Source organism: Rhodococcus sp. PML026 (assembly GCF_000963615.1).
Lineage (GTDB): Bacteria > Actinomycetota > Actinomycetes > Mycobacteriales > Mycobacteriaceae > Rhodococcoides > Rhodococcoides fascians.
The window spans coordinates 50,970-77,066 of the sequence record NZ_KQ031370.1; the positions used below are offsets into that span (position 1 = coordinate 50,970).

A 26,097-nucleotide genomic window follows, 5' to 3' on the forward strand; every position below is an offset into this window, starting at 1 on the left:
GCATTGTTCGGGAGGCCGAACTATATTTTCAGGGTTCTGACATATTGTTGGTGCCGGAGGGTGTGGTCATGTCTGTGCTGCAGCGCCGATCGTCTCGGCCGCCCTCGAGGTTTCGGTCTGGCCTCGTTCTGCTCGGTCCTGCTTTCGTCGCCGCGATCGCCTACGTCGACCCCGGCAATGTCGCCTCCAACGTCAGCGCCGGCGCGCAGTTCGGGTACCTGCTGGTCTGGGTGATCGTCGCCGCGAACGTGATGGCCGGCCTCGTGCAGTTCCTCTCCGCCAAACTCGGCATCGTCACCGGAATGACACTGCCCGAAGTGGTCCGCGAGAAGTCGAGCAAGAGTGTGCGACTGGCATATTGGGGGCAAGCAGAAGTGGTCGCCATGGCGACCGACCTCGCAGAGATCGTCGGCGGTGCGATCGCTCTTTACTTGCTCTTCGACCTGCCGCTCCTGATCGGCGGCCTCATCACCGGAGCCGTATCGATGATCTTGTTGCTGGTCCAGGATCGCCGGGGCCAGCGCCCGTTCGAGTTCGTGATTCTCGGTCTACTCGGTGTCATCGCCGTCGGATTTCTTGCCAGCGTCGTCGTGGAACCGCCATCGTTCACCGCCGCTGCCGCCGGGTTGATTCCGCGGTTCGACGGCGCGGAAAGCGTATTGATAGCCGCCGCTATGCTCGGTGCGACGATCATGCCGCACGCGGTCTATCTGCACTCCGGCCTTGCACGTGACCGGCACGGACACCCCGAGGCAGGGCCTGTCCGGCAGCGGTTGTTGCGGATCACCCGGATCGATGTCGGGTTGGCGATGCTGCTGGCCGGTGCAGTGAACATGTCGATGCTGCTGTTGGCGGCCTCGACGCTGGGAGGCCGAGAGGGCGTCGATTCCATCGAAGGAGCTCACACAGCAGTAGGAGACACTCTGGGGCCGGTGGTAGCGCTGCTGTTCGCGGTGGGCCTGCTGGCCTCGGGCCTGGCATCGACATCGGTCGGGGCATACGCCGGCGCGATGATCATGGACGGCCTACTACGTCAGCGCATTCCGATTCTGGTGCGACGACTGGTGACACTTGTTCCCGCACTGGCAATTCTGGCCGCGGGGGTCGACCCCAGTCGGGCACTGGTCGTCTCACAAGTCGTCCTGTCCTTCGGTATTCCGTTCGCGCTCATTCCCTTGGTGCGGTTCACCTCGGACCGCATCCTGATGGGCGGCGATGTCAATCACCGGATCACGGCATACGCGGCATGGCTCATCGCGGGAATCGTCGTCGCACTCAATGTCGCGTTGATCTATCTGACCGTCGCCTGACTGCGCGCGGGTGGACAAGTCCAGCATGCGCTTATTTCAGGACGATGACCACGCGTAGCGCGTCGACGGACGTCCGGGTCATCGAGTTTCTGCTCGAGGGTGCGGTCAGGGTGCGCCGTTGCCTGCCGTGGTGGGCTCGTGTTGGCTTTTTTCATCGGTATGGAAAGTGATCAGATTGCCGTCGGTGTCGACAGCTGCGAACTCCGTCGTTCCCCAGTCCGTCGAGACGGGACGACCCGCGTCTGCGGGATGGAGCACTCCCGCGCGGGACATCTCGGCGTAAAGGTCGTTGATCTCGTCCACGGCGATGCGGCAGCTGGCTGTGCCGGCAAGGAACGTCTCGGCTCCGCTGCATACCGGCCATGCCGCAGGGTCTGAACGGGTATTCCAGCTGTCGTCGTCGGCGGCCCACAAGTGGATCTCGACGTCGTCGCGGGTAAGTCTCGCGAAAGTCGGGTCGGTGTACCGGGTCGTGAAGCCGAACGCGCGGACGTATATCTCTACAGCGGTGTCGATGTCTCGTACCGGCAGCGCAGGTACCACTTTCGACATGCCCATAGGCAACACTAACGCCGACGAGCCGGAGTAGGAGCCGAACCCACATCAATTGCTGGCGCTCAGTGCATTCGACTTCTGACACAGTGAACGCGACTCCTGAAACTGACAGGATCGATATCGAGACTCAATCGTGATGTGTCTCAGAAACCTGTCTCAAGCTCTGACGCGCCGCCTGTGCCTTGTCGGCCGTTTCTGAGACAGTCATCCTCGTGAGCGCCGTTTTGGGATACATGAGGGTCTCGACCACCGATCAGTCGCTGGATCTACAGAGAGACGCACTGACAGCCGCCGGCTGCTTCCGCATCTGGGAAGAGGTCGCATCCGGAGCAGACAAAGACCGACCTCAGTTGCAGCTGCTCCTCGAGAGCGTGCGCGCCGGCGACGTCGTCGCAGTATGGCGACTCGATCGACTCGGCCGCTCACTGAGCCACCTCATCGAAACCGTCAACCTCATCGAAACCAAAGGTGCAACACTGCGCAGCATCACCGAAGGCATCGACACCTCGACAGTCGGAGGACGCCTGACCTACAACATCTTCGGCTCCCTCGCCGAATTCGAACGAGACCTCGTCAAAGAACGCACCATGGCCGGCCTCGCAGCCGCACGAGCCCGCGGCCGCATCGGTGGCCAACCAGCCAAGATCGACGCCGACAAAGCTCGTCACATCCGCAGAATGCTCGACGACGGCACACCCAAAACCGAAATCGCATCAGTACTCGGAATCGGCCGCGCCACCCTCTACCGGCACCTCAGTTCGCCTGCGGGTTAAGCGATTAGCTCCCATCACGGTGTACGTCCGGCCCCGGGTTCCTTTGGCGAGACACTTCCACCGGGTACACCAAAACGGCGACAGGAGGGGTCGCACGTCCTCTGTCTCTGCCAAGGAAAATTGGCGGCTCGCAAGGTCAGGACCGGAACAAATTTCCGTACAGCTGTGCAATGGATTCGAAGACTTCTACGGGATCCACATAATTGTTCTTGTCTCGTAACGCGTCTTCGAGGGCATCTTCGTTCACGATGTTGTCGGGGACCAGCACGTGCCACTTGTAACCCCGCGGTTGTGGACGAACTCCTGCCGAGGCCAAGTATGCATTGATGTCCTCGTTCTGTGCACGCAAATCTTCTTCAGTGAAGGCCTCGAACCAAACTTCCTGCGGGTCACCGGTTGCCTGGTGACCGCGTGACACTTTCACGGGCGGATGCAGCGCCGCTGGATACGACGTCCGAAAGCATCGGCCCGGACCCGCAGCCCAGGCAGTCAACGCCCCATGACCGTTGGCGACGAGCGGTACGTATCGACCCGTGGGCAGACCTTCAGGTATTTCACCCTCGTCATCCGCGACCGGGTAATCGCCCCAGTATTGAGCCATACCGTCTCCTTTAGGCTGAAACGAACTCTGGCCTCGGCCGCCGAAGCGCCGAGGCCAGAGGCGACGATCAAGATGCTAACCGATCTGGAACGACCCGATGGGGTCCCCGGTCTGTGACAGCAGGGGAATCGTCCGGGGAGCTGGCGTCGCGGCAGCGTCGACTACCGAACCAACCAAATCGTCCGACCTGACGTACCCCAGCTCACCATCGGTACCGATGGCGCTGACCAGGTCAGGGAGTTCAGCATCTGCCTGCGCGGCCTCGCCGGTTCCGTAGCTCTCACCGTCCGGATTTGTTCCTTGTGCGCGCGCAGCGTCGCCGTCTGCGCGAGGTGCAGCCAGGGCAGCGGGGGCAGGGTACTGGAGGGGGTCGGACGGGAAGGTGACGTACTCCGACATGTTTCCACCGGACGGCCACACCGCCACGAATCCATGACTGTTGTAGAAGCCGGGTCCGCAGTCTCGAGTGGACGTAGCGGTCTGAGAACTCGTGTTGAACAGGTTGAACTGGTAGTCCGTCGCCGAGCACAACGCACCCTCCCGGAAGAGGCGGGCTTTGGAGCCGATAACACCCTGCGGCACAGTGCTTCCGAAGGCCGTGTAAACACGCGTCGACGCTTTGGGAACTCCGGCGTTGTTCCTGACTTGTCATTGGTCGACATATTCGAGCGCGAACGGAATCAATGCAGAATGCACCGAATGCGTTCTCTACCAACAGGTCTGCAGCAATCCGCCTCGGTTGCAGACCGGCCGGTTTTACCTACCCTAGCGGCAAAGTTGCCGATTACGCTAGCGCAAGTAATGAAACGGTCAAAAGTATTGAATCGAGTCGAATCATAGACGGTATGGAGGTCTTGGCTGGGGCCCCTCCGCATGTAAGCGTGGGTTGCCGACAGGAGTGGGTCCTGGCCGGTAGAGCCACAGATGTGGGAGGCCCCAGTGAAGAATCATCGTACGAGTGTTGGTTTGGATGTGCACGCACGATCGGTGGTGGCGTGCGGTTTGGATGGCGAGACGGGCGAGTTGTTCGAGCGTCGCATGTCGCCTGATCACAAAGAAATCCTGGAGTGGATTCGTTCGCTGCCAGGACTGGTGCATGTCGTCTACGAGGCGGGCCCGACCGGTTTCGGTCTGGCCCGTTTTCTGTTGGCCGCCGGTGTCGATTGTGTGGTGGCGGCACCGTCGAAAATTCAGCGTCCCCCTGGTGACCGCATCAAGACCGATGCCCGTGATGCCCGGCATTTGGCTCGGTTGCTTCATTTGAGTTCTATTGTGCCGGTTCTGATTCCGAGTACCGAGCAGGAGTCCGCTCGTGATCTGGTGCGAGCAAGGGAGGACTGCCGCGGCGATCTGGTGTCCGCACAGCATCGCCTGACACATGTGCTGCTGCGTCAAGGGATCATCTACAGCGGCGGCAAACCCTGGACCGCAGCCCACGATCTGTGGTTACGTCGCCAGCGGTTCGATTCACGTGCACTGCAGATCACCTACGACACCGCCTACGAGACCGTCATCGCCACCACCGAACGCCGGAATCGTCTCGATACCGCCATCGCGGACATGGCTGCGCATTCGTCGTTCACTCCGGTGGTGACCCGGCTGGGGTGCCTTCGTGGGGTGGCGACGTTGACAGCGTTCGGTTTGGCGACGGAGATCGGTGAGTGGGACCGGTTGACCGGCCGCTCGATCGGTGCGTTCGTCGGGTTGATCCCGACCGAGCATTCTTCCGGTGAATCCCGGTCGCAGGGCGGTGTCAGCAAAACCGGCAATGCTCACGTACGCCGACTGCTGGTCGAGGCTGCCTGGCATCATCGCAAGCCGTATCGGCCGGGGCGTGAACTGGTGGCACGGTGGAAGGCGTCGACTCCCAAAGCCAAAGCGCGAGGACATCAAGCGAACCGGCGGCTGCACGCACGGTGGGAACATTTCGACGAACGCGGTAAACGTGCGGTGGTCGCCAATGCCGGGATCGCACGAGAGCTGGCCGGCTGGTGCTGGTCGTTGGCCACGCTCGAGGAATGACTGAAGCTCCGACGCCGAAGTAGCGATCTGCGTCGGGATAGATGTCCGGAATGAACGGTCGACGACGATGTGGGATGTGGCCGAGCGTCTGGGAGTGACCCGCTAGCCGCCTATGAGCAATCCTCAACTGCGCGTTGGGATCACGCTCGACTCATAGACTTGCGATCCACTCCAGCCGAAACAGTCCGTCCTGCGGTAACCAACCCGCGTATATGAGAGTTGACGACGCGTCGAACACTACGACACGCTCACCTCCCACTCGCATCGATCACCATCCCGGCAACAGGAAGCGGTGGCACACACGACGGTGCGTGCCACCGCTTCACCATGCCGTCGTTGACAGGCCGACCTCCATATGAGGCGACTACCGCACACAACTGCACACGGCCCATCAACTACTATGTTGCATAGTAATTGAGATGCAATCGTCGAAAGGGTGTGGCGGTGTGACAGCTGATCAAACCCCGGCGCTCACATCGCAGGGACGGTTACGCAGAGCAATCGCTGCGGTGCGCAACAGGTGGCGGCAACTGACCTCGATGCGAACGGCACTGGTGCTGCTGTTTTTGCTCGCTATCGCAGCAATCCCAGGCGCCCTGCTGCCACAGCGCAATCTCAACACCCAGGCGGTTGATTCCTACATCGCAGCGCGCCCGGCTCTCGGGGCCGTCATGGACACGCTGGAATTGTTCGACGTATTCGGAAGCTTCTGGTTCACCGCCATCTACGTCCTACTGTTTGTGTCGTTGATCGGCTGCCTGACTCCCCGAATGATCGAACACGGTAAAGCCCTTCGCGCACAGCCAGTTCGCGTACCCCGAAACCTTTCGCGACTACCGCTTCATCATTCGGGCGCTCTCGCCGGTAGCCCGAAAACCGTCATCGACGACATCGCGCCCCACTTGAGAGGGTGGCGTACTGCCGTTAGGCCCGAGCCCGATGGGGCGCTCACCCTCTCCGCCGAGAAGGGCTATACCCGCGAAGCGGGAAACCTACTTTTTCATTTCTCGCTGATCGGTCTGCTCGCGGCCATCGCCATCGGCAAGCTCTTCGGTTACGAAGGATCGGTCATCGTCATCGCCGACAACGGGCCCGGTTTCTGCAACACCTCGCCCGCCATCTACGACTCCTTCCGGGCCGGCAACAGCACCGACGGAACCGGGCTGGAGCCGTTCTGCATCAGAGTCAAGGACTTCAACGCCGACTACCTTGAGAACGGCCAGGCAGAGATGTTCACCTCGAACATCTCCTACCAGTCCGCCGACGACATCGCCGCAGACACCTGGCGCGACTATCAACTCAAAGTCAACGAACCCCTCCGGCTCGGAGATGAACGCATCTACCTCACCGGCCACGGATACGCCCCGGAATTCACCGTGACCTTCCCCGACGGTCAGAGTCGAACCGAGGCCCTGCAGTTCCGGCCCGACGACGCCACCACGTTCCTGAGTAGCGGGGCGTTGCGTTTCGATCCACCCGGCGGGACCTATGCCACCGCCGATGAGCGACGCCGCGGCCAGATCGCCATCGAAGGCCTCTTCGCTCCCACTGCGCAATTCAACGGAACCCTGCTCTCCTCCCGCTTCCCGGACTTGGTCGATCCTGCTGTGGCAGTGGATATCTACAAAGGAGATACCGGCCTCGACACCGGCATACCCCAGTCGATCTTCTCCCTGGACCAGGAGATGATCAACCAGGGCCGACTTGTCAAGCAGGATCGGGTGAACCTGCGTCCCGGTGAATCGACGACCCTCACCGACGGCACCAACATTCGATTCAACGGCGCCAAGGAGTTCGCCAACCTGCAGGTCGGATACGACCCCGCACAGTTGTGGGTGCTCGTGTTCGCGATCACGATGATGACCGGACTGTTGGTCTCGCTGGTGATCAAGCGACGTCGAGTCTGGTTCCGTGTACTCCCGGCCGAAACAGGCCGATCGAGCGTGGAGATGGGCGGGCTCGCCCGTACCGATCACGCCGGATGGGGACCCGAATTCGAGACCCTCCGCACCGAAATCTGGACGCCGCGGACAAAGAACCACTCCGAGACCCTCGATACAGAAACGGTGTAGCGCCATGCCGATCGACGACAACCTCGCCCGCTGGAGCGACATCAGTTTCGAGACCGCCTTCGTGGTCTACCTTCTCGCCGCGATCCTGTTCATCGCACAACTCGCAACGACACGAACAGCGACTCTGAGCCGGGCCTCGAGTCTGCATCCGCAACTGATCGCAGCGACATCATCGACACCGGGATACGTGCCGGTCCCCGAGCGAAGAGCCCCGTCCGAACGCCTGGGCCGCACGGGACTCGCCCTGGTAATGCTCGCACTCACTTTGCATATCGGGTCGATCGTCCTGCGCGGGATCGCCACTGGCCGCCCGCCGTGGGGAAACATGTACGAATTCGTCTCCGTCACATGCGCGGCCGGCATACTTGCCGGACTGATCGTGCTGCGCTCGGAGCAACTGCGCACACTATGGTTGTTCGTCCTCGTGCCGACCTTGATCCTGCTCTTCATTGCCGGAACTGTGCTCTATGCCAACGCGGCGCCCGTCGTACCAGCCTTGCAGTCGTATTGGCTCCCCGTGCACGTCTCCGTCGTCTCGCTCGGCAGCGGGGTGTTCCTGATCTCCGGTGCAGCCAGCACATTGTTCCTGATCCGGATCCGATATCCCAACAACAACGCCGTCCCCGACAGCAGAGTGGGCCGGATCGTCGCTCGTCTCCCCTCGGCGCACTCGCTCGACGTGCTGGCGTACAAGACCACCATCTTCGCGTTTCCCCTGTTCGGAATCGGTGTCATCCTCGGCGCGATCTGGGCCGAGGCCGCGTGGGGTCGGTTCTGGGGCTGGGACCCGAAAGAGACGGTCTCATTCATCGCGTGGATCATCTACGCCGCGTACCTGCACGCCCGGGCCACCAGCGGGTGGCGTGACACCCGGGCCGCGTGGATCAACATCGCCGGATTCGTGGCCATGCTGTTCAACCTGTTCATCATCAACATGGTGGTCTCCGGACTGCATTCGTACGCGGGTTTGAACTGATGTCGCCTGCTAGCCGCCGCCCTGTGCTTCGGCGAGGTCATGCGGCACCGGTCGCGTCAATCCCGCGTCGACCCGGCCGGTGTTGCCGACCGGGTATCGACCGGACCAGGATCCAGGAGCCACGACCACGATCCGAATCAACTGACTGCCTCGTGTCCGTAGTGCATTCCGGAGAGGGAAGTCACAGTGCCCCGAGCTTCGTCACCGGCCAAGACTGGGGCATCGACCGCGTCACCGATCCCACGATGTTCGAGACATCGGCGCAGATCCGTACTGCAGCAAAGGCGTCGACTTCATGAGACTCGGCCGCCCTACGGGGGCTCGCACACGCGAACAGAGCAGTCTGCCCGCCACGGCAACGGCATCCATCCTTGCCGTTGTACTCCTGGTCTCCGGATGTTCCGCAGGCGCCGACGCCGTGCCCTCCGGAGGTAGCTTCGATTTCGTTGCACCCGGTGGTCAAACCGACATCGTCTACGATCCCCCCGAAACGCGCGGAACCATCGGTGAACTCGCCGGACCCGATCTGATGGAGGAAGGTAAGAACACCGCTCTGTCGGACTATGACGGCGAGGTGGTCGTGATCAATCTCTGGGGTCAGTGGTGCGGCCCCTGCCGCGGCGAAGCCGACGACCTCGAAGAGGTCTACGAAGCAACCCGCGAGCGCGGTGTGCAGTTCCTCGGTATCAATGTTCGAGATCCGCAGAAGGACAAAGCGCAGGACTTCGTTGTCGACAACAATGTCTCCTACGCCTCGATCTACGACCCCTCGATGCGGACGCTGATCGCCCTCGGCGGGAACTACCCGACCAGCGTGATTCCCTCGACGCTGGTACTCGATCGAGAGCACCGGGTGGCGGCAGTGTTCATGCGTGCCCTCCTCGCCGAAGACCTGCTCCCTGTCGTCGAACGGATAGCAGACGAATGACTGTTCTTCTTGCCCAAGGCGGCGTTGGCTCGACGTTCCAAAATCTGGCATCGAGCGGACCTCTGGTACTGGCGATCGCCGCATGTATGCTCGCCGGGCTGGTCTCGTTCGCGTCACCGTGCGTGGTGCCCCTGGTGCCGGGCTACCTGTCGTACCTGGCGGGCATCGCAGGTGCCGACGTGCCGTCGCTCGCCGCCGCCTCGACTGGTGAAGCACCGCCGAAGCTGGCAAGCCGCTGGCGCGTGGCAGGTGCAGCGGGGTTGTTCGTCGCCGGCTTCACCATCGTCTTCGTCCTCGCCACCGCCTCGATTTTCGGGGTCATCGGCACCCTGCGCATCAACGAACAGGTGCTTCAGCAGGTCGGCGGTGCCATCACGATCATCATGGGCTTGACGTTCATCGGGTTCATTCCCGCATTCCAACGCGACACTCGATTCGCGCCGCAAACCATCTCGTCTCTTGCTGGAGCGCCGCTGCTCGGTGGCGTGTTCGCGCTCGGCTGGACGCCGTGCCTTGGCCCCACGCTCGCCGGGGTGTTGTCCGTTGCCGCTGGCACTGAAGGCGCAACCGCAGCGCGCGGCGTCACTCTCATCGTCGCCTACTGTCTGGGACTCGGTCTACCGTTCGTGGTCCTCGCGTTCGGCTCGAGTTCGGCGATGCGCGGTGTCGGCTGGCTACGGCGGAACTCGCAGAGAATCAAAGTGGCAGGCGGAGTGATCATGATCGCCGTCGGTGTCGCCCTGCTGACGGGGGTGTGGGGTCTGTTCATTGCCTGGATACGCAATGAATTCGTCAGTTCGGTTGTATTACCCATCTGAGAAGGAAACCGAGCAGCCGCACGTGCAAGACCACGCCTCCCCAACTGCCAGTGCCGGTGGTATCGAACCCACTCTCTGTCGACGGCGCGCCCCCGCCGGGCCGCGACGACCCGATCCGAGAGCCGCCCCCTGTCCCTACCGCGGATCTGCGTGTCCCAAGGACCCCGCAGGCGGGTGCATCAGCAGGGGAGGGCATGTTTCCGGGGCCGTGTTGATCGGTGTGGCAGCTAAAAGGGCCAGGTCCTTCGAAACCGAAGGGCGGGGCTCGGTATTAGCCGAGCCCCGCCCTACGGTTGATAGTTCCCAGAATTGAGAGTTACTGGGCGAGCAAACTTTCCATTGTGGAGATTTCGCTCTGCTGCGCATCGATGATTGTGGAGGCAAGCTCCTTGGCATCAGCATTGGAGCCGTCGGCCAACTCGATCTGAGCCATCTCGATTGCCCCCTTGTGGTGCTCGATCATCATGGTGAGCCACATGGAGTCGAACTCCGCTCCGTTAGCGGCCGACAACATGTCCATGTCTTCCTGGCTCATCATGCCGGTCATGCCACCGCTCCCCATGTCCATACCGCCCATGTCCATTCCGCCCATGTCCATTCCGCCCATGTCGGCGGACGCTGCGGGCTGTCCCCATGCGGTGAGCAGGGCATTCATCTGCTCCATCTCCGGTGCTTGAGCTGCTTCGATGGCCTGGGCCAGCTCGATGACCTGAGCATTCTCGGTTCGGCCGTCGACAAGTGAAGCCATCTCCACCGCTTGTGCATGGTGGGGGTACATCCCTTCGACGAACGTGACATCGGCATCGTTGAATTCGGCCGATGCTTCGGCGGAATTCTCGGAGGACGACGAGGCCGGTGTATCGCTGCTCGACATGCCGGGCATGTTCATTTCGCCGTCGTTACTGCTGCAGCCAGCGAGAACTGCGGCGGCGACAGCGGAAGCCGCCGTTATCGCGATCGTGAAACGGGTAGATCGATTCGAACGCATAACAAACTCCTGAAATTATGGTGGGGTGGTTCGGATCGACAGGCACACTGACCCGTCGACATCTGTGTCTCACACAACGGTGAGTCACCTGTCAGATCCGAAGCACAGACAATTCGGAGAGAGTGAAAATGGTCCAGGGCGGCGGGTGCCCGGTTCGACGACGAACTGCCGACAGCCGCGCAGCGTGGACGAGAGAACCGGCGAAGCCCACAACGATTGCCCGTAAGACGGCCAACGCCGCGACAGCACCGATGATAGCCAGACACAGATGCATGACCGAGCTGTGATCGCCACAGCCGTTCCCGCAGTGTGCTGCGGAACCACTCTCCGATGCTGTCGCAGATGATGCTCCCGAATGCTCGTCGACGGCAGGTGGAGCGCTCACCGTCGAGGTCATCGAGTGTTCGCCGATACTCGTCGCCGTTGCGAACGACATCGGCGCAGAATGCATGAGAAGGACTCCGAACAGCACTATCGAAGCGCAAACAGCACCTAGGAGCCACTTCTGGTTCATAGGTTCCGTGGCTGAAGTCCTCACCGGTTCGATCTTACCGGTCTGCCACACGGGCATCCGGTCTCCTCGCAGTCGCGGCGTCCGGACCGTGGACATCGAATCAGGTGGCGATGGGCCGGTTGATTGCGGTCACTTCATCCCAGGGAACGGGCGCGACTTTGACGACGTCGCCGCCGGTGGGGGCGTTGACGTATTTCCCGTCGCCGATGTAGATCCCGATGTGTCCGATCGGTGAGTAGAGAGAGATGAAGTCACCCGGTTGCACTGATTCGCGGGAGACAGGTGTGCCCGCTCGTGCTTGGTCTGCGGCCACGCGTGGAACGGTCAGTCCCAGTTGTTTGTAGGCGAAGTAGATCAGTCCGGAGCAATCGAAGGACCCCGGCCCGGTAGCTCCCCAGGAATAGGGTTTGCCGAGTTGGTCGAGGGCGATGCGCATCGCCTCCGCTGATGTTCCACTCGCAGCCGAGACGGCGGCGGGTAGCTCGGAAGGATTCGTGGTGCCGGGGCTGACGATGGCAGCTCGATCCGCATCGGTGAGGGCGGCGAATTGGTCGGTGATTTTGGCGATCTGATCGGCCAGGTCGGTCTGGCGTTGCTCGAGGTCGCGTTGTGTACGTGCGGCGTCCGCCTCGGCTACCGCAGCGGACGCCTGTGCTTGCCGGGCTTGTTCGAGCTGGTCTCGCGCTTCGTCGTCGATCTGTGTCGAGTCGGCGAGTGCAGCGGCTCGATCGGCGAGGATCCGGTCCAACAACACCATCTGATCGAGTAGTTGCTGTGGGCTGTCCGCGACCAGAACGGCCCCGAGAGGGGATTGCGGTACACCTTTGTACGCGGCGTCGACAGCTGTGGCCAGTGCTCGACGGTTGGCAGATGCGGCCACTTCGGCTTCCCGAGCCGCCGCCGAGGTCTCGTGGGCGAATTGAACTGCGGTACTCAGTTCGCCGCGGCGACGATCGAGGGTGTCCTGCGCGGCGTACATGCTCTCGGTGAGAGTGAAGGCGGTCGCATTGAGTTCAGCGAGTTGTCGTACGGCTTCGGATGCGTTCACCGGGGGTGCAGCAGGGTCCGCCGAAGCTGGAGCATTTACCGAAAATGCCGCGGCAACAACGATGATCGAGGCGATCAGGGTAGCGCGGACACGCCGCGTCGGGCCTGAAAAAGAATGCACAGAAGAAATCCTCTGGGGTCGGTGTGGGTTCCCTGCGTCACCAGCGAAGGAAACGGAGCGCGGCGAGAGCCGCATGGGACTGTGTCCGGCCTCGCCGGTCACCATTGTCGGGTATCGGCAGTCGTAGACGGTTCCTCACGGTCGGCTGAGGCTCGCGTCGACGCTCGACGCCTGTGCCGTATGGGCGGCGAGTCGGCGTCGATTGACGCCGACTCACCGCACCTGCAAACTACTATCATTCATAGTAGATGGTGGGGTGGTATCCGCTGACCGGGAGAGGGATGACGACTGTGACGATGCGTGACTGGCCGGCGCGGCGTTGGGTGGCCGCGTTACTGGGCGCGACGGTGGCCGCGCTGGTCGTGGCGATCCCCACCGGGATCATCCACACTGCGTTCTACGTTCGAATGACCCCGGTGTTGTGGTGGAACTATCCGGTGTGGATTGCCACCGCAGTTCTCAGTGGCCTCATTCTTGCGACATACGTGAGCACTGGGCTGGCGTCGTCGGTTTCTTCCCGTGTAGGGGTCAGTGCGAATGCGTTGTCGTTGTTGGCAGTCGGATGTCCGATATGCAACAAACTGGTAGTGGTGGCGGTCGGGGTGAGCGGTGCTCTGGATCTATGGGCACCCGTGCAGCCCGTAATCGGAGTGATGTCGGTGGGGGTGATGGTGTGGGCTCTTCGACTGCGAATCCGCGGGGAACGCGCGTGCCCTACTTCTCGCGTAGGTCAGGAGTTCGGCAACTCCGCTGGCTTTGGCGGTGCAGGCGCAGCAAAATTGTAGGATTTCTCGCCACGTCCTATCCGCGGTCCGGCAGCAACAGACGACGAAGGCGACCGCTTCTCGATGCGCCATCTGCGGTGTTGGGCTGTGCCTGCGACACCGGCAGGCGGGCGTCGGCCAGCAATCCTGCCACCCCGGCGGCCACGCAGGCCGACGTCACCACTATCAATGCCGGATTCGTTCGCCCGGTCAAAGCGTCCCCGAACAGCACCGCGGCGATCGTACCGGGCAGAATCCCCACGACAGTGGCCGTCGTGTAGGGCAGCAGGCGCACCGCGGAGAGTCCGGAGCAGTAGTTGACCAGGGCGAACGGTGCCGGGGCAATGAGCCGTAAGGACCCGACGGCCAGCCACCCCCGCCGAGCCAACCGGGCATCGATGGACTTGACCGCAGGATTCGTCAGCCGCTCCTGCACCGCGGTGCGCCCGAGCGCGCGCACCAGCAGCAACGCCAGCACAGCGCTGACAGTTGTGGCGGCGATCGTGACGGCGACCCCGGTGGCGGGACCGAACAACAGTCCGGCGCTGAGGGTGAACACCGTGCGCGGTACCGGGGCAATCGTCAACACCGCCTGGGTCAGAAAGAACACCACCACGAACGACGGGCCCATCGACTCCGCCCACTCGCGCACCACAATGATCGACGGGCGGGGTACGAGGGCGGCAGCCACTGCCAGTATTGCCAGCGCTGCCACGGTGGCGAGGACTCGGCGATCGCGCAGAATCGCCGATACGGTTTCGGTCATGACGGTCTCTGCCTGCGCCGCCTCGCCGAGGTTTCCGACAAGCACGCGGGAGTGGACGGCGAGGAATGGCTTCGCACTGCCGGTGCTCAGGAGCGGACGAGCCGTGAGATCGCGTCGGTGGCCTCTTTGATCTTCGCGTCGGCTTGGGGACCGCCGGCGATGGCGGCGTCGACCACGCAGTGGCTGATGTGAGCTTCGAGCAGGCCCATGGCCACCGCCTGCAAGGCTTTGGTCATCGCCGAGACCTGGGTGAGGATGTCGATGCAGTACTTGTCTTCCTCGACCATGCGCTGCAGTCCTCGGGCCTGGCCTTCGATGCGCTTGAGGCGTTTGAGGTAGGCGTCCTTTTCGGTGATGTAGCCGTGCGCGGCGTGATCATGGCCGTCGGTCTCGGCGGGTGCCTGCGCGGCCGCGGGAGTGGCCATGGTGTCCTCCTGGAATCCGAGTGTCATGCCGAGCATCCTCGATTATGTCCGCCCGGGGTATGGCGCGAGAGGGTCGGTCCGTCGAGTCGTCGCTGGGCCGCCGCCGCAGCGCACATCACCGCGCAGCGGGCCACCGCTCGGGTCGCCGGGTGCCGGGTGATCTGCACCAAGGTCGTTGTCACGAAGGACATGGCCCTCTCCTTTCGTAGGCTGCATCGGGGTTGTAGCGGTGGGGTGGGGTGGCGCGCCTGCATGCCACGCCCACCCCAGCCTTTTGGGTGCTTGTTCTACCCGCGCGGTTATCCGGTGAGGGACTTGAACCGGCGCAACCGCAAGCTGTTGCTGACCACGAACACCGACGAGAACGCCATCGCTGCACCGGCCAGCATCGGATTGAGCAGCCCGGCCGCAGCCAAGGGGAGGGCGGCCACGTTGTAGGCGAACGCCCAGAACAAGTTGCCCTTGATGGTGCCCAACGTTCGGCGGGACAGGCGGATAGCATCCGCTGCTGCGCGCAGATCACCGCGCACCAACGTCAGATCGCTGGCTTCGATCGCAACGTCGGTACCGGTGCCCATCGCCAGACCGAGGTCGGCCTGCGCCAACGCGGCGGCGTCGTTCACGCCGTCGCCGACCATCGCCACTACCTTGCCCTGCTCCTGCAGCCTTTTGACGACGTCCACCTTGTCTGCGGGCAGCACCTCCGCGATCACTTCGTGGATGCCGACCTGGTCGGCGATGGCACGCGCGGCGGCTGCGTTGTCGCCGGTGAGCATGATCGGCGTCAAACCCAGGCCCCGCAGCTGCTCGATCGCCTCGGCGGAGGTGGGTTTGACCGCGTCGGCGACGACCAGTACTCCGCGAGCCCGACCGTCCCAACCGACTGCGACGGCGGTCTTGCCCTCGGATTCGGCTGCACGCATCGCACTTTCGAGTTCGTCCGGCAGCTGCTGCGCCCGGTCGGCGAGGAGGCGGGCCCGTCCGACGATCATTGCGTGGTCGTCGACTATGCCCTGCACCCCGAGGCCTTCGATATTTATAAACTGCTCCACCGGTGGCAGGGCTCCGACCTTCTCGCGGGCACCTTTGGCGATGGCCTGGGCGATGGGGTGCTCGGACGAATCTTCGAGTGCACCGGCCAGGCGCAGCACCTGCGCGGTGTCCTCGCCGTCGGCGGTGATCACGTCGAGCAGAGTCATCTTGCCGGTGGTGACGGTGCCGGTCTTGTCGAGTACCACGGTGTCGACACGGCGGGTCGATTCGAGCACTTCGGGACCCTTGATCAGGATGCCGAGCTGAGCGCCGCGGCCGGTGCCGACCATCAGCGCGGTCGGGGTGGCCAGGCCGAGGGCACACGGGCAGGCGATGATCAGGACGGCGACGGCTGCGGTGAACGCGGCCGCGATCCCACCGCCGGTGCCGATCCAGAAGCCGAGTGTCGCCGCGGCAAGGGCGATCACGATCGGGACGAAGACTCCGGAGATCTTGTCGGCCAGACGCTGAGCTTGGGCTTTACCGGTCTGAGCGTCTTCGACGAGTTTCGCCATCTGTGCGAGCTGGGTGTCCGAGCCGATGCGGGTCGCCCGGACCACGATTCGGCCACCGACGTTGACCGTCGCGCCGACGACCAGATCATCGGGTCCTACCTCGACGGGCACGGATTCGCCGGTCAACATCGAATTGTCGACCGCGGAAGAGCCGTCGGCGACCACGCCGTCGGTGGCGATCTTCTCCCCGGGGCGGACGACGAACTCGTCACCGACGATGAGTTGATCGGTGGGGATGCGCTGTTCGACACCCTCGCGCAGGACGGAGACTTCCTTGGCACCGAGCTCGAGCAGGGCACGCAGGGCGGCACCGGCGCGTCGCTTGGAGCGTGCTTCGAAGTAGCGGCCGGCGAGGATGAAGGTGGTGACTCCGGCTGCGGCCTCGAGGTAGATGTTGCCGGCCCCGTCGGAGCGGGAGATGGTCAGCTCGAACGGGTGTGTCATGCCGGCCGTTCCGGCGGTGCCCCAGAACAGGGCATACAACGACCACCCCAGTGCTGCGATGGTGCCCATCGAGATCAGGGTGTCCATCGTTGAGGTGGCGTGCCGCAGATTGGTGAAGGCGGCCTTGTGGAACGGCCATGCCCCCCACACCACCACGGGTGCGGCGAGGGTCAGGGAAAGCCACTGCCAGTTGGTGAACTGCAGTACCGGAACCATGGCCATCGCGATCACCGGCACGCTGAGCACCAGCGATATGAGCAGGCGTTGGCGCAGCGAGGCGGTGGGGTCGATCTCGGCTGGCCCGGCCGCGTCGGGGTCGGTGGAGGAGGCGGCGGGCGCGGGGACCGTGGCGGTGTAGCCGGCCTGCTCGACGGTGCCCACGAGATCCTCGGTCGAGACATCACCGACGTAGTCGACGCGTGCTTTTTCGGTGGCGTAGTTCACCGTCGCGGTGACACCGTCGAGCTTGTTGAGCTTTTTCTCGATCCGGTTCGCGCAGGAGGCGCAGGTCATACCACTGATGTCGAGTTCGACCCGGCCGTCGGCGGTGGGGTGGTGCGTGACGGGATTCATCGTCGCTCCTCTCGGGGTGTGGTGGTGTGTCAGTGTCCGTGCCCGGCGGGCATCGGCTCCGAGGCGGCGGGCACCGCGGCGTATCTGCTGTCGGTGACCATCAATCCTCCAGGTCTCTGATTGGCGACGGGCCCGCCCGCAGTGGACACCGCGGCGGCGTCGTGAGTCGAGGTGTCGTGTGTGTCGGGTGGTGCGGCACCTTCGGGGCCGAAGGCGTCCCCGGCTCCGAAGGCGAGCCCGAAGACCGCGGCTAGGGCGATGGTGAATCCGACGAACTTCGATGATGCGTTCATCGTGCGAATCTCCTGTCCGGGTCTGGTGTCGATCAGGAGGCGAGCTGGTAGCCGGCCTCGTCGACTGCGTGGGCGATGGCCGTCTGCTCGATCGGGGTGTCCGAGTCGATATCGACTCGGCCGCTCGCGAGGTCGACATTCACGGCGGTCACACCGGGGATGCCGCTGATCTCCTCTCGGACCGAGGAGACGCAGTGCCCGCAGGTCATTCCGGTGACGGTGACGGTGGTGTTCATCGATGCCCTTCTTTCTTCGATTCGGAATGTGATCGAGGTCGTCGCGACCCACTTACAGATTTACCATACCCCCCTACGGTATGCAACGAGATGTGCCGCACCGGTGCTACGGCATGACCCTGGGCACTGACCGGAACACCGCCCTCGGATGCGGGAGCGGCACCCAGAATCGAACGTCGCACCAGAGCCTGCATCGGCGGGCGTCCTCGACTCCGGCTACTACGAACGCGGATTACGCGCGCGCAGAGATGCCCACAATCTTCTCGATGATGTCGCTTCCGTCCTTGCCGACGTCGAATCTCGTGCGGACAGAGTGTTCTTTGGGTGATGATCATCGTCATCGCCATACTGGCCACGATCATGCTCTTCGTATACGAGCGTTCGGCCATCACACCGGTAGTCGGTGCGCAGGCAATCCATTCGGCGTTCTGTCCTGGCTGCGGTCGGCGTCGCTGCGTTGACCGTACTGGCGTTCGACCTCGGGATGGGTGGTTGGATGCTGCTGCTGTACTACACCGAGACCATGCCACCGGCCACCGATGCTGCGTTCTGGATGCTCATGCAAATCGGTATCGTCCTCGGGGTGGTCACGGGTTACCCCGTCGTCCGTCGCCTCCAACGTCACCGCAGTACCCCCGCCTGAGGTGTGGGTGGCCCGCATTCGTGTGAATGCGGGCCACCGGTCGGTGGATAGTCGTGAACGGTGCCGCGTCGATACCCTCGTGTTCGGCAATCATCGTCGAGGTCTCGGGTGTGGGCAATGCAGGCCACTTCTCGGCGTGCACTGCCGCTAGCCGGTGGCCGGTACCTCGCCGCTTTCGGTCACCGTGGTCTCGGTGGGGGGTGGGGTGAGCCGGTCGGATCGATCGAGCGCATAGAGAGCGGCCACAGATGCCGCCCCGACCAGGGTCAGTATCGCCCAGATCAGTGCACCCAGATGCGCGTCGCTGAGAAGCCCGAAGACGGCTCCTGTACCCAGGTTGCCGAGCAGGATGCCGACCCCGACGATGGTGTTGTAGAACCCGTAATGGGTGGCCACCAGCTTCCCGCCCGACAGGGTCACCACCGTGTCCATCTCGAACGGAAACACCGCGGCGGTGCCGACCGCCAACAGTGCAGCGGTGAACACCAGGGCACCGGCGGCGGCCCACCCGCCCAGCGCGGCCGGGCTCGGCAGCACGATCAGCGGGAGGAACGCCAGCGCCATGATTGCCATACCGACCACCACGCTTCGCCCCGAACCCCACCTGCGGGACAACCAGGACGTGATCCGGAACTGCCCGGCGATCGCGACCACGCCGGAGACCACGAACAACGAGGTCACCAGAGCGGTGTCGGACCTGCCGTTACCGACTACCACCGCAGCCTGCAGCGGCAGCGCAAGATAGATCTGGAACGAAAGCACGTAGGATCCGATCATCGCCAGCGCGAACAGCACGAAGGGTCGGTTGGCCATCACCACCCGCCAGTCCTCGAGTACCGATGTCGTGGCCCCGGTCGTCTCGGCCCGGTGCGCGGGGAGCGTCCAAATCTGCACGATCGTCAGAACAGCAAAAATCGCGGCCGCTGCCAGTGAGGTGACTCGGAAGTCGAGGGTGGTCAGAGCGAGACCGATCAACGGGCCCAGCAGAATCCCGGCCTGATAGAACACGTTGAACACCGCGAACGCCTCGACCCGCCGTGGCCCTGCGTCGGCGGCCAGATACGCCCGCACGGCCGGGTTGAACAGCGCACCGGCGAACCCGGTCGCGGCCGAGGCGAGCAGGATCGCCGGCAGCGATTCCACGGCCGCGAGCAGTACGAAACCGGCAACTCGCAGCAGGCAGCCGGCGACGATCAGGGGTTTGTATCCGAGGCGGTCGGCGAGGGTGCCGCCGAGCAGGAACATCCCTTGCTGGGAGAAGTTCCGCATCCCCAGCACCAGCCCGACCGCCCACGCCGCCAGGCCCAGGGAACCGGCCAGATACCCGGCCAGGTACGGCATCAGCATGTAGAAACCGACGTTGATGGAGAACTGGTTGACCATCAACACCTGGCTGGGCCGGTCGAAGCTACGGAACTTGGTCAGAAAAGTTTTCATCGAACGCTCTCGGTGGGATCGACGACGGTGGGATCGACGACGGTGGCGCACCGCGTCCACGACGTCACAGTCTCATCGGTGGGGTGGGCGATGGTCGTCGGCTCGGTCGGCGGGTCAACGTCGAGCAGGCCGTGCTCGGTGCAGTAGTCGTCGTTGTAGATGGTGTCGAAGTAGCGCTGCGGTCCGTCGGGGAAGACGGCCGCGACCCGGGTCTCCGGCGGGCTGGTGCGAGCGATCCAGCCGGCCGCGAGGGCGACGGCCCCGACGCTCCAGCCGCCGCTGGCGTGGTGCGTCGCCGCCAGGGTGCGGCACGACCACACCGCTTCGTGCGGGGCCACCCAGTGCACCTCGTCGAAGGCGGGATAGTCGATGTTGTCGGGATAGATGCTCGAACCCAACCCGCGCATGAGCCGAGTGCTGGCGGGTTGCCCGAAGATCGTCGATCCGATGGTGTCGACACCGACCAGTTTCAGGTCGGGGCAGAACTGCCGGAGCACCCGGGCCACCCCGGCGGAGTGCCCTCCGGTGCCCACCGAGCAAACCAAGGTGTCGACGCGTCCGAGCTGGGCGATGAGTTCGTGAGCGAGCGACTCGTACGCCTCGACATTGTCCGGGTTGGTGTACTGATCCGGGCACCACGACCCTGGATGTGTATCGAGGAGCTCACGGACCTTCTCACGCCGGGCCTGCTGCCAGCCGCCGTCGGGGTGCGGTGTGGTGACCAGTTCGACGCGGGCACCGTACGCGGCGAGCATCCGGTGCACGATCGGTTCCAGTCCCGGGTCGGCGACGAGGGTGACGGGGTGGTGATGGGTGATCCCGGCCAGGGCCAGACCCAGGCCGAGGGTTCCGCTGGTGGATTCGATGATCATCGCGCCGGGAGCGAGGTCGCCGCGGGCCTTGGCTTTTTCGACCATGTGCAGCGCGGGGCGGTCTTTCATCCCACCGGGATTGCTGCCTTCGAGTTTCGCCCAGAAGCCGCGGCCGGAGTCCGCGAACGGTTCACCGATCCACAGAACGGGCGTGTTGCCGACCATTGTGCTCGGTTCCGGGCAGTTCTTGGCGGTCGCCAACATGTGGCCGGCGGAGGACGGTGGCACGAGTGTGGAGCGAACAGCACTGTTCATGATGAGTAGTCCCTGTATGTGATCTGCGAGGAGCGCAGTAAGTGAGTGATGGGCAGCACGAACTGGGCCATGAGAGGAGAAGTCCTCGGATGGCCCGCGGGCTGCTGATCAGCACCTGTTGATACAGAGTTCGTTCAAGACGGTTCGGCCGTGCCGGATCGGAATGGGTAGATCCGGTGGGGCTCGCGAAATGCGCGGGGCAGACATCGCCACCAACACCACAGCGAAGGCCATCGCTGCGACCGCGGCGATGGTCGATGGGCGGGGCGGGTTGTCGGATCGGGGCATTGCGATGACGGTGTTCGTATCGTGCGCCATGTGGGGCGATCCGTCGTCGATGTGCGCGTGGTTGGGGGAGAGTTCCGCGGCGGCCTGAGACGAGGACGAAACGATGTGTACGCCGTCGCTGTGATGGTCCTGTTCCCAGGCGATGCCGCATTGAGCGATGGTGTGAGCCAACAAATACAGGACAGCGGCGACTGCGATAACCGTCCGCAGGCGCGGCGGGCCCAGCGCAGAGATTCTCACAACGCCTCGACGGTAGCAGCCGGAAACTGGGTTGGCCCAAACCCATTCAGGGTGCCCCTGATGTGCCGCCGCCGAATCGGGCGGTCACACCGCCCGCCCGCAGGCACCACATGTTTCTGGTCACGTCGAACACGGCCAGGACGATCGGGGCGGTGATCATGATGGCCGCCAGAGCAGATGCACCCGCATATGTCGGCGTGCTGCGGCGCGGTAGAAGCCAGTCTCCATCCCGGGGTCCAGCACGCATCTTGTGCGAGCCGAGGGTGGTCCGTGCACCGGTCGATGCCCGGCCACGAAGGGCACCGCGAAGGACAAAGGGCACAGCGAAGGTGCGCGGTCGATATCCCGGGGTATGCATCGACGTCGCAGAGGCGCGGTGTCGGCGGGGGAGCCGGTCCGGGCTCACCGCTGTTACTACTATCGTGCATAGTAGTAACCGAGGGTGGTCAGGTGGCGCTATGCCGTACATGAGAAAAGAGCCATGCAGGCATGCTCGATATCGAGTCCAGCGCAACAACAGTGAACCGTCACCGACGAACCCGACGTCGCCGTGTGTTCACCGCGATAGCAGGCAGGTCATCGTGTGCGGTATCTGCTGGTGTGCTGTTGTACGCGGGCTTTCCACCTCGGTCGCTGTGGTTCCTCGCGCCGTTGGGTGTCGGGGTTCTTGTTCTCGTCATCCGCGGCCGTTCCATCCGGGCGGCGTTCTTCTACGGGTATCTGTCGGGATTGGCGTTCTTTCTGCCTCTGCTGCCCTGGGTGGGTGTCTACGTCGGTGCCCCGCCGTGGCTGGCGCTCGCGGCGATCCAAGCGATAGCAGTGGCACTGTTCTGCGCTGCAGCGGCCGCAGTGTCCGGGTTGCGCTTCGAACCGCTGTGGATCGCCGCGATCTGGACCGCCACCGAAGGTCTGCGCGCACGGATTCCGTTCGGGGGATTTCCGTGGGGGAAACTAGCTTTCGCCCAAGCAGACGGCCCTCTGCTCTCGCTTGCCGCGTTCGCCGGTGCGCCCGGTGTATCTTTTGCAGTCGCAGTGATCGGCGCGGCACTGGCCAGTGTGGTCCGCCAGGTACGCCCGCCGACGCCGCGATTCGCAGTCGGGTCGGTGGCCACTGTGGTGATCGTGCCGGCTCTGGCTTTCGCGCTCACTCCCGCTGACGATGCAGGCGCAGCGCGTGCGACGGTCGCCGTTGTTCAAGGCAACGTTCCGCGGTCGGGTCTGGACTTCAACTCGCAACGTCGAGCAGTTCTCGACAATCACATCGAGCGAACAATGCAGCTCGGGGACGACATCACCGCCGGCAGGGTGCCCGCTCCCGACCTGGTGATCTGGCCGGAGAATGCATCCGATATCGACCCACTGCGCAACGCCGACGCCACTGCCGGGATCGACGCTGCAGCGCGGTCGGTCGGGGTGCCGATTCTGGTCGGAGCTGTGCTCGGTAACGACGACGGCACCTCGATGAATACCTCGATCGTGTGGGATCCGGTACTCGGACCGGGGGAGCGACACGACAAACGCAAACTTGTTCCTTTCGGAGAGTATCTCCCGATGCGATCTGTGATGACGAGGTTGTCCTCCTACGCCTCGCAGGCCGGTAACTTCGTTCCCGGGTCGGGCGACGGTGTCGTCGATATCGCCGGAATTCCGACGGCCGTCGCCACCTGTTACGAGGTCGCGTTCGACGAGCTGGTCACCGACTCCGTGCGTGCGGGGGCGCAGCTGATCACGGTCCCCACCAACAATGCGACGTTCGGGCGCACCGATATGACCTACCAGCAGTTGGCGATGTCGCGGCTGCGGGCGGTCGAGCACAACAGGACTGTTCTCGTTGCGGCGACCAGTGGGGTCAGTGCCGTCATCGACCCACAGGGGAAGGTCGCAGATCGTTCGGGCTTGTTCGCTGCGCAGACGTTGGTCGCTGATGTTGCCCTGGAAACGAGATCGACGTGGGCGACAAAGCTGGGACCGCTTCCGGAGTACGCCGCGGTCGTTCTTGCTGTCGTGGGGTGTGCTCTCGCATGGAGAAGGCAGCGTTCGCCGGCCGATGGTCTCCGACCGTCGACGTCCGGTGCTACCGCGCTGTGAGGCACGAAACCACTGCGGGGGACATCGAACTACTAACCATGATAGTAATTACCCCACTCGTCGTGTATCTTTTCGTTATCGCGTCGTGATCCGTTCGATACATCAGTGAGGTGCGCACGTCGATGATTACGCCTCGCTCCATTCGATTACCGAGGACTCTGCTGTGGCACAACACCGTATGACCCGCATGACCGACCGACGTCGACAGTTGTCGGACTGTGACGTGCCGGGAGTGGCGGTGACGCCGAGAGGGCGGCATCGCGCTCGGGCGCGCGCCACCGAGCGCCGCGGCAGTGTCGCTGTCGGTATTGCGGTGGCAGCGGGCGCTCTGGTCACGGCGGGTGCCCAATATGCGAGTCCCGCCCAGGCGCAGGCAGTCCCCGTGCACGAAGCGACACCGATGCAGGACCCGGTGGCCGAATACTTGCCTCAGATCCTCGCCATACCGGAGATCTCCAATATCAACGATGCGATCGAGCAGTTGGCGAAGGGGCAACGAAGGGCAGAGGAGAGCGCTGCGCGTGATGCAGCGGCGCTGCGACCACTGTTCGTTCGTCCGGTCGCCGGGACCCTGACCTCGGATTTCGGTCCACGATGGGGGACTACGCACACCGGGCTCGACATCGCCAACGCTATCGGAACTCCCGTCTACGCGGCAGCCGACGCTACCGTGCTCGACTCCGGTCCTGCAGACGGTTTCGGCCTCTGGGTACGTCTTCAGCATGACGATGGAACGACAACGGTCTACGGGCACATCGATCAAACCTTGGTGACCGTGGGGCAACGAGTGCAAGCCGGTGAGCAGATCGCCACTGTCGGCAATCGTGGCCAATCGACCGGGCCTCACCTGCATTTCGAGGTCGTCGACGCGGCGGGGAGCAAGGTCGATCCTCAGGAGTGGCTCGCCTCTCGGGGTGTCGCGCTGTCCGACGCGGCTGTTCGGTCGTAGGCCCCCGTTTCACCTCTCGGGCTCGCAGTAGGTACGGCGAACTTACCGGAATGCGGGCGATCGTACTGCGCGCCCGCTGAACATGTCGAGGCACCGAGGGTTCAGGTCTGATGGTGAAAACGAGACCGCAGAGACGCATCCGAAGTCAGTGCAACAGTCCGGAATTCGTTCCCATCGGCGGGCCGTGCGGTCGAGGCTCGACTACGAGTCACGGTCCGAACCGGTGATGGTGGCTCCGCGTTCCGCGAGCCAAAGTCTGGGGTCGACCTTGTTGCCGGCGGGTGTGTCGACCTCGAAGTGCAGATGTGGACCGGTGGAGATACCCCGGTTTCCTACCGTCGCAATTTCTTCACCAGCAGTGACGCGTTGACCTACGGTCACGAGGTTGTCGTTGTTGTGCCCGTAGGTCGTTACGGTGCCGTCATCGTGGCGTATGCGCACCCAGAGTCCGAAGCCCTGGGCCGGTCCTGCGCTGATCACGTCGCCGTCCGCAACGGCGACGATCGGTGTACCGGTGGAGTTGGCGATGTCGATTCCTTGATGGGCGCGGCCGTCGCCGAAGGTCGAGGTCAACGTTCCTGTTGTCGGCGCACGATACTTTCCGTTGCTCGACCCTGTTGTGCCGGTAGGGGATTGCGGGGCGGCCGACGGATGATCGCCCGCCTCGGGTGTCGTGGTTTCGGGTGTCGTTGTTTCAGATGACGTGCCGGGTGCCGACGTTTCAGGCACAGTGGCGTCGGGTTCGAGCGCGGGCAGTTCGGGCGTCGACGGGTCGGCGGCCGACTCGGGGTCCTGAGTGTCCTGAGTGTCCTGAGTGTCCTGGGTGCCTTGGGCGGTCGGTTGTTCGGTCGAGGGCTCGGCGTTCGACCTGCCGGGTGGGACCGCCGCATGTCCGCGCGACGAGGTGTGCGGGGTGGCCGGATCGTGGGGAGTCTCGGCGGCCGCGAGTGTGGATGCAAGTGTGGCGACGTCCATCGACGACACCAGTCGGGGGAGAACTGTGGGGTCGATGTCGTCGATCGGCGCGAGACAGGGGATCAGTCGCGAAAGGGCTCCCGTTGGTCCGTCAGCTGTATCGGTGGCTCCGATCGTGCCCACGAGGCAGGAGACGATGCGGCTCTGTGGGCCGGCCAGGTCGTCGAGAGCGCCGTTGGCGCGAATCTCGCGTAGTGCGCCGACGACGAGATCGAGGACCTCCTGTTGGACGTGCGGGTCCGATTGGGCCTGCGCGGGGAAGGCAGGCGGCGGCGCAGCCGGATCGGCGTCCGGGGCTGCAGACGCCGTGGGTGCCAGCGCGAGGATGCCTCCCACGAACGCGGTACCGACGAGGATGCGAGTACCCCACCGAGTTCGGTGCGCCATGTACGAGGACGAGGGCAGAGGTCTCATGTCGGTGGTCCTCCTGGACGGCAACTGCATACCTGGCAGTAATTCAGGTCGCCTTCGAGTCAAGGCGACACGCCGCATCACTATTACACCCTTTCCGCACAAGCACCATCAGTCACAGTGAATTACATCGGTAACATTCGCACCCTGCGACCCATTTCGATCG

The 26,097-nt window shown here is 63.7% G+C and carries 29 protein-coding genes; 11 read left to right on the forward strand and 18 right to left on the reverse strand.

Translation table 11 applies throughout. From position 1 onward, the window contains the following. Positions 1 to 68: 68 nt before the first annotated feature. Positions 69 to 1,310 carry an Nramp family divalent metal transporter gene (locus VF34_RS04805; RefSeq protein WP_008720147.1) on the forward strand — a complete coding sequence of 414 codons (1,242 nt, stop codon included), beginning with the start codon at positions 69 to 71 and terminating at the stop codon, positions 1,308 to 1,310. Between the two features lie 105 nt (positions 1,311 to 1,415). Here VF34_RS04805 and VF34_RS04810 read toward each other — a convergent pair whose 3' ends face one another. Next, a complete protein-coding gene (locus VF34_RS04810; RefSeq protein WP_197077431.1) occupies positions 1,416 to 1,862 on the reverse strand; it encodes a bleomycin resistance protein in 447 nt (148 codons plus the stop codon). Positions 1,863 to 2,077: 215 nt separating this feature from the next. On the opposite strand from VF34_RS04810, the gene VF34_RS04815 reads away from it, so the two are divergent. Next, positions 2,078 to 2,638, forward strand: a complete 561-nt coding sequence (locus tag VF34_RS04815) for a recombinase family protein (RefSeq protein WP_094642704.1) — start codon at positions 2,078 to 2,080, stop codon at positions 2,636 to 2,638. Between the two features lie 136 nt (positions 2,639 to 2,774). Here the strand turns inward: VF34_RS04815 and VF34_RS04820 are convergent, their stop codons facing one another. Further along, a complete protein-coding gene (locus VF34_RS04820) occupies positions 2,775 to 3,239 on the reverse strand; it encodes a DUF5956 family protein (RefSeq protein WP_032373337.1) in 465 nt (154 codons plus the stop codon). Between the two features lie 75 nt (positions 3,240 to 3,314). Next, the gene (locus VF34_RS04825; RefSeq protein ID WP_032373336.1) at positions 3,315 to 3,821 is read right to left on the reverse strand and encodes a hypothetical protein; all 507 of its coding nucleotides are present in this window, start codon (positions 3,819 to 3,821) and stop codon (positions 3,315 to 3,317) included. Positions 3,822 to 4,178: 357 nt separating this feature from the next. Between VF34_RS04825 and VF34_RS04830 the strand changes: the two genes are divergently transcribed. The 3 genes from VF34_RS04830 (at position 4,179) to ccsB (ending at position 8,309) form a co-directional block, all read left to right on the forward strand. After that, the gene (locus VF34_RS04830) at positions 4,179 to 5,261 is read left to right on the forward strand and encodes an IS110 family RNA-guided transposase (protein WP_426374983.1); all 1,083 of its coding nucleotides are present in this window, start codon (positions 4,179 to 4,181) and stop codon (positions 5,259 to 5,261) included. A gap of 419 nt (positions 5,262 to 5,680) precedes the next feature. Continuing rightward, on the forward strand, positions 5,681 to 7,333 hold the full coding sequence (gene resB / locus VF34_RS04835) for a cytochrome c biogenesis protein ResB (RefSeq protein ID WP_052061714.1): 1,653 nt from the start codon (positions 5,681 to 5,683) through the stop codon (positions 7,331 to 7,333). Between the two features lie 4 nt (positions 7,334 to 7,337). Then, positions 7,338 to 8,309 carry a c-type cytochrome biogenesis protein CcsB gene (gene ccsB / locus VF34_RS04840; protein ID WP_032375699.1) on the forward strand — a complete coding sequence of 324 codons (972 nt, stop codon included), beginning with the start codon at positions 7,338 to 7,340 and terminating at the stop codon, positions 8,307 to 8,309. 9 nt (positions 8,310 to 8,318) lie between these two features. On the opposite strand, the gene VF34_RS24550 is transcribed toward ccsB, so the two are convergent. Next, the gene (locus VF34_RS24550) at positions 8,319 to 8,450 is read right to left on the reverse strand and encodes a DUF3703 domain-containing protein (RefSeq protein ID WP_080733457.1); all 132 of its coding nucleotides are present in this window, start codon (positions 8,448 to 8,450) and stop codon (positions 8,319 to 8,321) included. Positions 8,451 to 8,604: 154 nt separating this feature from the next. Between VF34_RS24550 and VF34_RS04845 the strand changes: the two genes are divergently transcribed. Next, positions 8,605 to 9,237: a TlpA disulfide reductase family protein gene (locus VF34_RS04845; protein ID WP_080736598.1), complete on the forward strand. Its 633-nt coding sequence runs from the start codon at positions 8,605 to 8,607 to the stop codon at positions 9,235 to 9,237. Then, positions 9,234 to 10,055, forward strand: a complete 822-nt coding sequence (locus VF34_RS04850) for a cytochrome c biogenesis CcdA family protein (protein ID WP_032375700.1) — start codon at positions 9,234 to 9,236, stop codon at positions 10,053 to 10,055. The genes VF34_RS04845 and VF34_RS04850 overlap by 4 nt, the downstream gene beginning before the upstream one ends. Before the next feature lie 316 nt (positions 10,056 to 10,371). Here the strand turns inward: VF34_RS04850 and VF34_RS04855 are convergent, their stop codons facing one another. The 3 genes from VF34_RS04855 to VF34_RS04865 form a co-directional block, all read right to left on the reverse strand. Further along, a complete protein-coding gene (locus VF34_RS04855; RefSeq protein ID WP_308051299.1) occupies positions 10,372 to 10,929 on the reverse strand; it encodes a DUF305 domain-containing protein in 558 nt (185 codons plus the stop codon). Between the two features lie 205 nt (positions 10,930 to 11,134). Next, positions 11,135 to 11,653, reverse strand: a complete 519-nt coding sequence (locus tag VF34_RS25835) for a DUF6153 family protein (protein ID WP_353852273.1) — start codon at positions 11,651 to 11,653, stop codon at positions 11,135 to 11,137. A 4-nt stretch (positions 11,654 to 11,657) separates the two neighbouring features. Beyond that, a complete protein-coding gene (locus VF34_RS04865) occupies positions 11,658 to 12,605 on the reverse strand; it encodes an NlpC/P60 family protein (protein WP_032375702.1) in 948 nt (315 codons plus the stop codon). Between the two features lie 401 nt (positions 12,606 to 13,006). Between VF34_RS04865 and VF34_RS04870 the strand changes: the two genes are divergently transcribed. Further along, entirely contained in the window at positions 13,007 to 13,510 is a 504-nt protein-coding gene (locus tag VF34_RS04870) for a hypothetical protein (RefSeq protein WP_176457804.1), read from the forward strand. A 16-nt stretch (positions 13,511 to 13,526) separates the two neighbouring features. On the opposite strand, the gene VF34_RS04875 is transcribed toward VF34_RS04870, so the two are convergent. The 6 genes from VF34_RS04875 to VF34_RS04895 form a co-directional block, all read right to left on the reverse strand. Continuing rightward, on the reverse strand, positions 13,527 to 14,255 hold the full coding sequence (locus VF34_RS04875; protein WP_045841173.1) for a TVP38/TMEM64 family protein: 729 nt from the start codon (positions 14,253 to 14,255) through the stop codon (positions 13,527 to 13,529). Between the two features lie 86 nt (positions 14,256 to 14,341). Beyond that, positions 14,342 to 14,680, reverse strand: coding sequence for a metal-sensitive transcriptional regulator (locus VF34_RS04880; protein WP_032375786.1), 339 nt, complete (start codon positions 14,678 to 14,680; stop codon positions 14,342 to 14,344). Positions 14,681 to 14,703: 23 nt separating this feature from the next. Then, positions 14,704 to 14,871: a hypothetical protein gene (locus VF34_RS24895; protein ID WP_155288777.1), complete on the reverse strand. Its 168-nt coding sequence runs from the start codon at positions 14,869 to 14,871 to the stop codon at positions 14,704 to 14,706. A gap of 108 nt (positions 14,872 to 14,979) precedes the next feature. Continuing rightward, entirely contained in the window at positions 14,980 to 17,244 is a 2,265-nt protein-coding gene (locus VF34_RS04885) for a heavy metal translocating P-type ATPase (protein WP_032375703.1), read from the reverse strand. Between the two features lie 29 nt (positions 17,245 to 17,273). Next, positions 17,274 to 17,537, reverse strand: a complete 264-nt coding sequence (locus VF34_RS04890; protein ID WP_032375704.1) for a hypothetical protein — start codon at positions 17,535 to 17,537, stop codon at positions 17,274 to 17,276. Positions 17,538 to 17,569: 32 nt separating this feature from the next. Then, complete coding sequence (locus VF34_RS04895) at positions 17,570 to 17,773, reverse strand: heavy-metal-associated domain-containing protein (protein ID WP_032375705.1); 204 nt, start codon at positions 17,771 to 17,773, stop codon at positions 17,570 to 17,572. A gap of 403 nt (positions 17,774 to 18,176) precedes the next feature. Here VF34_RS04895 and VF34_RS04900 point away from each other — a divergent pair, with 403 nt between their 5' ends. Beyond that, positions 18,177 to 18,416, forward strand: a complete 240-nt coding sequence (locus tag VF34_RS04900; protein ID WP_032375706.1) for a DUF4396 domain-containing protein — start codon at positions 18,177 to 18,179, stop codon at positions 18,414 to 18,416. Positions 18,417 to 18,563: 147 nt separating this feature from the next. Here VF34_RS04900 and VF34_RS04905 read toward each other — a convergent pair whose 3' ends face one another. From VF34_RS04905 to VF34_RS04920, 4 genes are all read right to left on the reverse strand, one after another. Further along, entirely contained in the window at positions 18,564 to 19,853 is a 1,290-nt protein-coding gene (locus VF34_RS04905) for an MFS transporter (protein ID WP_032375707.1), read from the reverse strand. After that, positions 19,850 to 20,980: a PLP-dependent cysteine synthase family protein gene (locus tag VF34_RS04910; RefSeq protein WP_032375708.1), complete on the reverse strand. Its 1,131-nt coding sequence runs from the start codon at positions 20,978 to 20,980 to the stop codon at positions 19,850 to 19,852. Before VF34_RS04910 ends, VF34_RS04905 begins: the two co-directional genes overlap by 4 nt. Before the next feature lie 108 nt (positions 20,981 to 21,088). Continuing rightward, a complete protein-coding gene (locus VF34_RS04915; RefSeq protein WP_230593569.1) occupies positions 21,089 to 21,508 on the reverse strand; it encodes a putative copper homeostasis (lipo)protein LpqS in 420 nt (139 codons plus the stop codon). Positions 21,509 to 21,554: 46 nt separating this feature from the next. Further along, positions 21,555 to 21,755, reverse strand: coding sequence for a hypothetical protein (locus VF34_RS04920; protein WP_141215005.1), 201 nt, complete (start codon positions 21,753 to 21,755; stop codon positions 21,555 to 21,557). Between the two features lie 242 nt (positions 21,756 to 21,997). Here VF34_RS04920 and lnt point away from each other — a divergent pair, with 242 nt between their 5' ends. Both lnt and VF34_RS04930 read left to right on the forward strand, forming a co-directional pair. Further along, positions 21,998 to 23,596, forward strand: a complete 1,599-nt coding sequence (gene lnt, locus VF34_RS04925) for an apolipoprotein N-acyltransferase (protein WP_080733460.1) — start codon at positions 21,998 to 22,000, stop codon at positions 23,594 to 23,596. 187 nt (positions 23,597 to 23,783) lie between these two features. Beyond that, positions 23,784 to 24,545 carry a M23 family metallopeptidase gene (locus tag VF34_RS04930; protein WP_176460367.1) on the forward strand — a complete coding sequence of 254 codons (762 nt, stop codon included), beginning with the start codon at positions 23,784 to 23,786 and terminating at the stop codon, positions 24,543 to 24,545. A gap of 201 nt (positions 24,546 to 24,746) precedes the next feature. On the opposite strand, the gene VF34_RS24555 is transcribed toward VF34_RS04930, so the two are convergent. Further along, positions 24,747 to 25,934 (reverse strand): M23 family metallopeptidase, encoded by a 1,188-nt coding sequence (locus VF34_RS24555; protein ID WP_230593571.1) that lies wholly within the window; start codon positions 25,932 to 25,934, stop codon positions 24,747 to 24,749. Positions 25,935 to 26,097: the final 163 nt, after the last annotated feature.